6 protein-coding genes are annotated in these 5,685 nt (G+C 63.6%); 3 read left to right on the top strand and 3 right to left on the bottom strand.

Annotated features, from left to right (window positions below; genetic code table 11):
• Positions 1-439: 439 nt before the first annotated feature.
• The 3 genes from HZB53_07150 to HZB53_07140 are packed head-to-tail and all read left to right on the top strand — an operon-like array spanning position 440 to position 1,980.
• On the top strand, positions 440-907 hold the full coding sequence (locus HZB53_07150) for a hypothetical protein (GenBank protein ID MBI5877410.1): 468 nt from the start codon (positions 440-442) through the stop codon (positions 905-907).
• Positions 908-914: 7 nt separating this feature from the next.
• The gene (locus HZB53_07145; GenBank protein MBI5877409.1) at positions 915-1,520 is read left to right on the top strand and encodes an SCO family protein; all 606 of its coding nucleotides are present in this window, start codon (positions 915-917) and stop codon (positions 1,518-1,520) included.
• A gap of 1 nt (position 1,521) precedes the next feature.
• Positions 1,522-1,980: a copper chaperone PCu(A)C gene (locus tag HZB53_07140; protein MBI5877408.1), complete on the top strand. Its 459-nt coding sequence runs from the start codon at positions 1,522-1,524 to the stop codon at positions 1,978-1,980.
• A gap of 237 nt (positions 1,981-2,217) precedes the next feature.
• Here HZB53_07140 and HZB53_07135 read toward each other — a convergent pair whose 3' ends face one another.
• From HZB53_07135 to HZB53_07125, 3 genes are all read right to left on the bottom strand, one after another.
• Positions 2,218-3,111, bottom strand: a complete 894-nt coding sequence (locus tag HZB53_07135; protein ID MBI5877407.1) for a trypsin-like peptidase domain-containing protein — start codon at positions 3,109-3,111, stop codon at positions 2,218-2,220.
• Between the two features lie 406 nt (positions 3,112-3,517).
• The gene (locus HZB53_07130; protein MBI5877406.1) at positions 3,518-4,153 is read right to left on the bottom strand and encodes a response regulator transcription factor; all 636 of its coding nucleotides are present in this window, start codon (positions 4,151-4,153) and stop codon (positions 3,518-3,520) included.
• 60 nt (positions 4,154-4,213) lie between these two features.
• Positions 4,214-5,473 (bottom strand): Glu/Leu/Phe/Val dehydrogenase, encoded by a 1,260-nt coding sequence (locus HZB53_07125; protein ID MBI5877405.1) that lies wholly within the window; start codon positions 5,471-5,473, stop codon positions 4,214-4,216.
• Positions 5,474-5,685 lie beyond the last annotated feature (212 nt).

The raw sequence follows: 5,685 nt of genomic DNA, 5'->3' as shown, positions 1-5,685 counted from the left end.
CGTTGGCTCGATACCAAGCGCTTCCAACTGACACGCTTTCTCCGGTTCATCCGGCGCGAACTGGAAGCGATCTATGGCGTCGTCAACGTCATTCACGCTACCGTCGCCCCGCGCTTATGAATTTTGGATCTACTGAGTCTATTTTTCTGTTCTCTGTGCCTCTGTGTCTGTGGTAGATGGGGTTCGCGGCGGGGGGTCAAATGCCCCGACGATAGACGTGACAGAGAAGCAGTTTCAGGTCTTCTCTGTGCCTCTGTGTCTCCGTGGTACATGGTACGTGCGGCGGCGGGTCAAATGCCCCGGCGAAAAACATGACATTCGTCACTTTCCGCCGGATGCGCGGTTCGGGTATGCTTACTTTGTTGAGTGCATCGGCATGCGTCGTGTGAGGCCTGCCCGGCGAGGCGCACAATCGCACGCTTGAGGGGGGAGAGTTCTTATGGAATCGATGGTCGCACCTGAAACCAGACCGGCTCGCGCATCACGAACCGGCAAGATCATTATCACCGTCGCGGGGCTGTTCCTGCTGGTCAACGCCGTCTGGCTCGGTTGGCGCTTCTTCGGGCCGGTGACGGTGTACATAACGTACTCGCAGTACAATTTGCCATTCACGATCGAGACCAGCCCCACGGTGGTCTCGGCCCGCCCGGGCGAAACGGTCAGCGTCATCTACCGCATCAAGAACAACTCGATGACGCCGGTCAACGCCACCGGCACGCTCATCATCGAGCCCGCCTCCGCCACCGATCAGGTCAAGATCTTCGTCACGCAGTGCAGCGGTCTGAACGCTTACCAGGCCAACCTGCCGCAGGAGTATCAGGTCGTCTTCCGCGTGCAGCCGGCCGGACTGACCGGCGAGCAGACACTGAACATCCGCCACGAGTTTCGCTCGGTCGGGAACCGTTGAGGCAGCCATGAAAGCATACTGGTGGACCTTGCCCGTCGCCGGCACCGTTTTCGCCGTCGGCCTGATCATCACGACGTTCCTGTTCGGCGCGCACCAGTATGGCGGCGTGTACCAGGACCCGCCGAAACCGGCCGGCGATGTGCGGATGACCGACGAAAGCGGCAAACCCGCCGCGCTGAGCGAACTGCGCGGCCAGTGGGTGCTGCTGGCGTTCGGCTACACGACCTGCCCCGATGTGTGCCCGACCACGCTGGCGCGGCTGGCCGAGGTGCGGCGGCAGTTGGGCGCCGAGGCGGCCGATGTGCGTGTGGCGTTCGTGACCGTCGATCCGGCGCGCGACAACGTCGCCAGGATCGCCGCCTATGTGCACAGGTTCGATGAAACGTTCAAGGGATTCACCGGCACCGATCAGGAACTGACCGCCGCGGCCCAGGCGTACGGCGTCAGTTACTCGCGGGTCGAGTCCGACTCCGCCGCCGGCTATCTGATGAGCCACACGGCGTTCGTTTACCTGATCGATCCGCAATTCCGCATTCGCGTTGTCTATCCGTTTGGCGTGGAAAGCGACGAAATCACTCACGATCTACGGTACTTGTTCCACAAGGAGAGCTGAGATGCGTTACCTGTACGTCGGCCTGGCATTGACGCTGGGCGTCTTTTTCGCCACCGCCTGCGGCCCGCAAGCGACACCAGCGGCGCCCGGCCCCGCAGCGACATCAATCGTTGTTGACCAGCCATGGGCACGCGCGGCCATGGCGGGCGGCAACGGCGCGGCTTACATGATCCTCAAGAACATCGGCAAGGAGGATATGAAGCTCCTCTCTGCGGCGAGCGACGTGGCGCAAGCGGTCGAAATCCATCAGACGACGATGGTCGGCGGCGCGATGCAGATGGCGCCGGTCAAGGAAATCCCGATCACGGCCGGCGGCCAGACCGAGTTGAAGCCGGGCGGCTATCACGTCATGATGATCGGCCTCAAGCGCGAACTCAAAGTTGGCGAGAAGATCAGCGTCGTGTTGACCTTCGATAAGGGCGCGTCGATCACCGTGTCGGCGGACGTGAAGCAACAGTAGGCAGTAACCAGTCGTCAGACGCCAGTAGTCAGAATGAGTGAACAGTCAACAGTGAACAGTGAGCAGTGCGCGGTACGTAGCAAGAAGAAAGCGCAGGAGCGGGTAACCGCCCTGCGCATTTCTAATGCTTCGCTTTAGCGCTCGTCCACGGCGGTACTGTTCACCGGTTACTGTTCACTGTTCACTGTTCACTGTTCACTGTTCACTTTCGTCTGACTACTGACTACTGTCTTCTGTCTACTTCGACCCCACCTTCACCCCAATCGACTTGATCTCGCCGCCGCGCACGACCGACAGCGTCACCGTCTGGCCGACGTTGTCCGGCGTCAGCGCATGCTGAAGGTCGTTCGTGTCCTGCAACGCCTTGCCCGCCGCCGATAGCAGGATGTCGCCGGGCAGCAGGCCGCTCTGCTCGGCCGGGCCGCCGCTTTCGATTGTCAGGATCATCAGCGCGCGCTCCTGCCCGCCCGCCTTCGCGCTCAGCGACGACGCCAGCGGCACGACCTGCAGGCCGACGCCGAGGTACGGGCGCCGCACACGACCTTCCTTGAGCAGATCGCCGACCACGCGCTTCATCGCCTCGACCGGCACGGCCAGCGAGACGCCGCGCCCCAGCACCGACGAGTTCATGCCGATCACGCGGCCGCCGGCATCGACCAGCGGGCCGCCGGAGAAGCCGGGCAGCATCACCACGTCGGACTGCACGAAGCCGTTGCGGCCGTGCCCGCGCATGCCGACACCGACCGCGCTCACGATGCCGCCGCTGACGATCGGCGTGTTATCCCACGGCTTGCCAAGCGCGAACGCCAGGTGCCCCGCCTTCAACTCCGCCGGCGGCGTCCAGTCGGCGGCGGTCAGGCCGCTCGCGCTGATGCGCAGCGCCGCCACGTCGGTATTCGGGTCGCGGCCGATCAACTCGGCCTTGACGGTCTCGCCGCCCGGCGTCAACACTTCGATACCCTCTTCGCGCTCCACCACATGATCGGCCGTCACGATCACGCCGTCCGCGCTCCAGACGATGCCGGTGCCGGCGATGCGGTGGCGCGCATCCACGCGCACGACCGACTTGCTAACCTGCTCGACCAGCGCCGCGTATTCGTTCGATAGTGCCTGCAAATTGCTGAATGCCATTTCTGGTTTCCTCTCGCTTATCCGATCCGTTTGAGCAGTTTGCGAATAACCCGACATCGTGCCGCACGGGGCTGCGCGCGGCATGTAGGGACAGGCCTTTGGCCTGTCCGAGGGGCAGGTCAAAGACCTGCCCCTACACGGCGAACCGCATGGCGTGTCCGATGTTTCTGCGAAATGCTCTAGCGCCCACAGCGGGCGAATCTTTCCTCAACCTTGCTGACACTATATAGCAAAACCCCGCCATGCGCATCGCACAGCGGGGTAGTTTTGCACCTAACCGATAGTGTAGGGGCCGATCTGCGTGTCGGCCCGTTTCAGGCATGCTGCACGTCGACCGCCGTGCAGGCGGGCGGACACGCCAGTCCGCCCCTACCAATCATCTTGTCATCTTGTCATCCCGTCATCCCTACAGCGCCACCAATCCGCGCTCGATCCCAATGCGCACGGCGTCCGTGCGGTTGGAAGCGTCCAGCTTGTCGAGGATCGATCGGATATGGAACTTGACGGTGTGCTCGCTGATGATCAGTTCCTGCGCGATCAGCTTGTTCGGCAGGCCGCGCGCCAGCGCGCGCAGCACCTCCAGCTCGCGCGCGCTCAACGCCTCCACCGGCTCGCGCGGCTGCAGTTGCAGCTTCAGCAGCTCCGTGGCGGCCGGGTTCAGGACCAGCGACCCGGCGCGCGCGGCCCGCAGGGCGTCGGCGATCTCGCCCGCCGATGAGCGCCGCACGATGAACGCGTGCGCGCCTGCGCCAAGCGCCGGCACGATGCGCGTGTCGTTCCAGGCGTCGGCCAGCGCCACGATCTTGGTCGACGGTGACACAGCCCGCAGTCGCGCCACAAGCTCCCCTGCCCCGTCCTCGGCGATGTCGAGGTCGGCCAGCAACGCGTCGACCTGCAAGTCGCGCAGGCGCGACAGCAGATCACCGGCGGTCCCCGCCTCGCCGAGCAGATACCAGTCGGTCGCGTCCTGCACCAGCGACTTGAGCCCCGCTCGCACCAACGGCGATGGCGAAGCGATCAGCAGCGTGTCAAACGTGTTCATAAGAAACGGGCGGGCGACACCTCATCGCCCGCCCGTGAGATTGGCTTTCCGCGGTGACCGTTACGGGTAGAGCCCGCGCAGGTCGCCCGCCTTGGCAACGCGATCGATGGCCAGGATGTACGCACCCATGCGCATCGACACCTTCTTCTCCTGCGATGTCTTCCAGACGCGGGCGAAGTTCTGCACCATCAGCCGCTCCAGGCGGCTGTTGATCTCGTTCTCGTCCCAGAAGAACGACTGCAAGCCCTGCACCCACTCAAAGTACGAAACGATGACGCCGCCCGCATTGGCCAGCACGTCGGGCACGACGAGAATGCCGCGCTGGGTGAAGATCTCGTCGGCTTCCGGCGTTGTCGGGCCGTTCGCGCCTTCGACGATCAGCTTCGTGTCGATGCGCCCCGCATTCTCCGCCGTCAACTGGTTCTCCATGGCGGCCGGCACCAGCACGTCGCACTTGATCTCCAGCAGCGTGTGGTTGGTCACCGCCTCGGCGCCCGGGAAGCCAACCAGTGTGCCCTTGGCGCGCGACCACTTGAGCGCCTCGGGAATGTCGATGCCGTTCGGGTTGTACAAGCCGGTATTCACATCGCTGACCGCAATCACGTTGCAGCCGAGTTGGTGCAGCAAGGTCGCGCTGACCGAACCGACGTTGCCAAAGCCCTGCACGACGCACCTGGTGTCCGACGGCTTCATGCCAAGCTTGCCGAGCGCCTCGCGGGTCGTAAACATCACGCCGCGGCCGGTCGCCTCATTGCGGCCCAGCGAGCCGCCGATTTCCACCGGCTTGCCGGTCACGACGCCGAGCACCGAATAGCCCTTGTGCATGGAATAGGTGTCCATGATCCAGGCCATGATCTGCGGGTTGGTGTTCATGTCCGGCGCGGGAATGTCGCCGTGCGGCGACATGAGCACGGAGATCTCGGTCGCGTAGCGGCGCGTCAGCTTTTCGAGCTCGCGGAGCGACAACTGCTTCGGGTCGACAATGACGCCGCCCTTGGCGCCGCCGTACGGCAGGCCGGCCACAGCGCACTTCCACGTCATCCACATCGCAAGCGCGCGCACTTCGTTCAGGTTGACGTTCTTGCCGTAGCGGATGCCGCCCTTGGTCGGGCCGAGAATGGTCGAGTGGTGCACGCGGTAGCCGGTATAGACTTCCAGCCGGCCGTCATCCATCTCGACGGGGAAATTAACGGTCAGTTCGCGCTGGGGGTGCCGCAGCATCTCTTTGGTGCCTTCGCCGATGTCGAGATACTGCACGGCTTTGTCGAACTGTTCGAGCGCGACGTCGTAGGGATCGCGCTCGACGAGCACTTGGGTCATATAGATGTCCTCACTTCGCGGTGGTGGACTTACATACGTCATAATTATACCACCGTGGCGCAATACGGCATGCGCGCAGCAATTCTCAATTTGGCTTTGTACGGGTACTTTCCAATGCCGCTTGCGATGCGCTGGCTCTCAGGCGCTTGTCACGCAAGCTGGCCCGCCGAAAAAGTGGCGCTGCCCTCCCCCCGACCCCCTCCCAACTTCGT

The organism is Chloroflexota bacterium (assembly GCA_016235055.1).
Classification (GTDB): domain Bacteria; phylum Chloroflexota; class Anaerolineae; order JACRMK01; family JACRMK01; genus JACRMK01.
This window is presented reverse-complemented; position numbering and strand designations above follow the sequence as displayed.